Source organism: Paracraurococcus ruber, assembly GCF_004353985.1.
Classification (GTDB): domain Bacteria; phylum Pseudomonadota; class Alphaproteobacteria; order Acetobacterales; family Acetobacteraceae; genus Paracraurococcus; species Paracraurococcus ruber.
This window is the reverse complement of the sequence record NZ_SMOA01000410.1, coordinates 1-3,487: the sequence shown is the minus strand read 5'-3', so window position 1 is coordinate 3,487 and position 3,487 is coordinate 1. Positions and strand designations below refer to the sequence as shown.

The window sequence follows — 3,487 nt, the reverse complement described above, 5'->3', positions numbered from 1 at the left end:
GCCGCAGCCGCGGAGGCGGCCGCGCCGCCGGCCGGCGCCCGACCCGCGGCGGCGCGTCAGGCGCGCGCGATCATCCCTCGGGCGGGCGCAGCGGGCCGCCGAAATCGCCCGGCTGCGCAACCTCCACCCGGTCCCGCCCGGCCGCCTTGGCCCGGTACAGCGCCGCATCGGCGGCGCCGATCGCCGCCTCAGCCGGGCAGGCCAGCGGCGCCAGCGCGAGGCCGATGCTGATCGTCACCGAAAGCCGCGCGGCGCCGAGCGCGATGGGCTCCCCGCCGATGGCATGACGCAGCCGTTCCGCGACCGCGGCGGCGTATTCGCTGGCGGCGCCGGACAGCACCACCATGAACTCCTCCCCGCCATAGCGGGCCAGCACGTCGGCGGCGCGCAGATGCGCCTTCAGCCGCGCCGCCACCTCCCGCAGCGCGGCGTCGCCGGCGGCATGGCCATGCCGGTCGTTGATCGACTTGAAGCGGTCCACATCCAGCAGCATCACCCCGGCATCGGCGCCGCGCAGCAGCGTCTCCAGGTGGCGGATGACGTAGCGGCGGTTGCGCAGCCCGGTCAGCGGGTCGGTCACCGCGAGCTCGAGCGAGCGGTCGAGGTCGTTGCGCAGCCGCTCCTGGTACCATTTCCGCCGCACCTGGTTGCGGGCGCGGGCGCGCAGCTCGTTCGCGTCCACCGGCCGCAGAACATGGTCGCTGGCGCCGAGGTCGAAGCCGCGCAGCACCAGCCCGCGCTGCTCCGGGTCCGCGGCCAGCAGCACCGGCAGGTCCCGCGTCGCCGTGTCCGCCCGCAGGCGCGAGGCGAGGCGGAGCACCTCCCCGCCTTCCGCCGGGAGGCAGAGCACGGCGAGGTCGAAGGCGCTGTCGGCCAGCGCCTGGCGCGCCGATTCGGCTTCCGCCTCCTGCCGCACCGCCATGCCGTCGGCGGCCAGCGCCGCGGCGATCATCGCCCGCTCCTCGGCCGAATCGGACAGCACCAGGGCGCGGGCGCCGCCGGTGCCGGCGCGCGGCGCCGCCGGCGGCTCGATGCCCAACTCCCGCGCCGTCTCGCTGCGCTGGCGCCAGGCATCCTGCACCTGCTTCATCCGCAGCAGCGCGCGCAGCCGGGCGAACATCGTCGCGTCGTCCACCGGCTTCGACAGGAAGTCGTCCGCCCCGGCCTCCAGCCCGCGCACCCGCTCCGCCTGATCGATCAGCGCGGTCACCATCACCACCGGCAGATGCGCGGTGCGGTCCTCCGCCTTCAGCCGGCGGCAGACCTCGTAGCCGTCCATGCCGGGCATCATGACGTCGAGCAGGATGACGTCGGGCGCCCAGCGCTCGGCCATCGCCAGCGCCTCCGGCCCGGAAGAGGCCAGCGCGACCTGGTAGTATTCCGCGAGAAGCTTGGCTTCCAGCAGGCGAAGATTCGCCGGGATGTCGTCGACCACCAGGATCCGGGCGGTCATGTGACAGCACCGTGAAATCCCGCGTCCCGGATGCGGGTGGAACCAGCCGGGGCCTTCGCCGCCTTTCGCGCAGACCCTAGAGAAGCGGTCCGCCGGGACGACCCGGCTGCGGCGACACGGCGATGGAGATGACCGGCATGTCGGGATTGACGGCGAGCGGACAGGAAGGCCGACGGCAGATCACCAATGCCGGGCTGTTCTTCAAGCGATGGCTCGCCAACCCGCTGCAGATGGGCTCGGTCATCCCCTCCTCCCCCAGCCTGTGCAACCGCATCGCCAGCCTGGTGACGCGGGCGCCGGACGAGGTGGTGCTGGAGCTCGGCGCCGGCACCGGCGTCGTCTCCCGCGCGCTGCTTGCGGCCGGCGTGCCGGCGGAGCGGCTGGTCGTGGTGGAGATCGTGCCCGAGATGGCGGAGCACCTGAGGCAGGTGCTGCCGGGCGTGACCGTGATCTGCGGCGATGCCTTCGAACTGCGCCGCGACCTGCCCGAGCGCCTGCACGGCAAGGTCGGCACCGCCATCTGCGGCATCCCGCTGGTGCTGCTGCCGCAGGCGCAGCAGCAGCGCTTCGTCAATGCGGTGGAAGCGGTGGCGCCCGGCAAGGGCTTCCTGCTCTACACCTATTGCATCACCTCGCCCCTGCCTTACGGCAAGCTTGGCCTGTCGGCGCGGCGCGAGGCCTGGACGCCGCTGAATTTCCCGCCGGCCAGCGTCTGGCGGTACCAACCGGTGCGGTAGGACCCGCATGCACCTCGCCCGTCGATTGTGGCCGGCGGGCCGCTGCCACTGACCGGTATGCGCGATCTTTAGCACAATGGAGTGCGGCGGTTGAAGGCGGGGTCTCACACGGCGGTGCCGTTCCGCCACGCCGCGCCGGCGGCAACCCGGCCGGGTGAGCGGCGCGCCCGGCGCCACGCGATCCGACCTGGTTGCAACAGCCCCGGAACGGCGCGCATCCGGCACGGCCCCGCGGCGGCGGATGCGCGCCGCGGGCCAGGGCAATTCCCTGGCGGGATCCGCGTGTGCCTTCCGCGCCCGTGCAGCCGCGCCCTGCCGCCCAGCGCCCGCGCCGCGGCGTGATCCGCGCCGCGCCGGAGCGCGTTCGCGGCGGGACGCCACAGCCGCGCCGTGGCGCGATCGCGGCCTGGGGTCACGCTCCGGGCCGTGCATGGCCCTCCGCGACACGTGCCAGCCAGGCCTCATACCCGCCGAGCACCAGCACAACCGCGGCGGCACGGGCGGGCAGGTCAAGCGCCTCCGCGCCCAACAGCGGCAACGCCAGGCCGGCCAGCCACCAGCCGAGGGCGGCGAGCAGCAGCGCCGCCAGCGTCGCCGCGGTGCGGCGCCGAAGCATCGCCGCGATGCGGCGCCAGGAAGTCGCTACAGGGCGGTGTCGAGGCGTCGCCATGGCCAGTCAGCGCGCCACCGCGCTGGCCGGGTCGGCGAGCAGCACCAGCAGGCCGCCGCGCCGCTCCACGTGCCCTTCCAGCGTGACCCGCAGGCCGATCAGCGGACGCAGCGCCGCCGGCATCGGCCCGCCCTCCGGCCCGCCCAGCAGCAGCAACGCGCTGCCGGCCAGCGGCGCCTCCGCCACCAGCACCGGCGGCAATTCGCCATCCAGGCAGAGCACGGCGCAGGCGCGATGCGCCAGGCCGGTGCCCGGCCGCATGGCGCCGGCGGCGCATTTCCCGTCGCAGATCTCGCCGGTGACGCGCCAGCGGCCCAGCGGCTCGACCGCCGGGGCCGGCAGCGGGTCCGCCAGCGGCGCCGGCGGCGCATCGGGCACCAGCATCGCCAGGCTGCCGCGGCTGGTCAGCCACCCCGCCGCCATCACCGCCCGGCCGTCCAGCGCCGGGTCCGGCGCCGCGCCGCGCTTGCCATCGCCGCCCAGCAGCACCGGCCGGCCATCCGGCAGGTGCAGCACCGGATAGGGGCGAAGCTGCAGCACGCCCTGCAGCGGCGCGGCCAGAGGCGTCCCGGCGGCGTCGAAGGCCGCCCCCGCCGGGTCGTCCGCCGCGGCGCCCAGCAGCAGCGC

At 75.4% G+C, this 3,487-nt stretch carries 4 protein-coding genes; 1 reads left to right on the top strand and 3 read right to left on the bottom strand.

What is annotated here, in order from left to right; all coding sequences use genetic code 11:
- Positions 1-70 precede the first annotated feature (70 nt).
- Positions 71-1,453 (bottom strand): PleD family two-component system response regulator, encoded by a 1,383-nt coding sequence (locus E2C05_RS29925; protein ID WP_133223265.1) that lies wholly within the window; start codon positions 1,451-1,453, stop codon positions 71-73.
- A gap of 137 nt (positions 1,454-1,590) precedes the next feature.
- Between E2C05_RS29925 and E2C05_RS29920 the strand changes: the two genes are divergently transcribed.
- Entirely contained in the window at positions 1,591-2,190 is a 600-nt protein-coding gene (locus E2C05_RS29920) for a class I SAM-dependent methyltransferase (RefSeq protein ID WP_240046952.1), read from the top strand.
- Positions 2,191-2,602: 412 nt separating this feature from the next.
- Here the strand turns inward: E2C05_RS29920 and E2C05_RS29915 are convergent, their stop codons facing one another.
- A complete protein-coding gene (locus E2C05_RS29915; RefSeq protein ID WP_133223263.1) occupies positions 2,603-2,806 on the bottom strand; it encodes a hypothetical protein in 204 nt (67 codons plus the stop codon).
- A gap of 60 nt (positions 2,807-2,866) precedes the next feature.
- Positions 2,867-3,487: hypothetical protein (locus tag E2C05_RS33590; RefSeq protein ID WP_158292468.1), on the bottom strand; the 621-nt coding region annotated here is incomplete at its 5' end.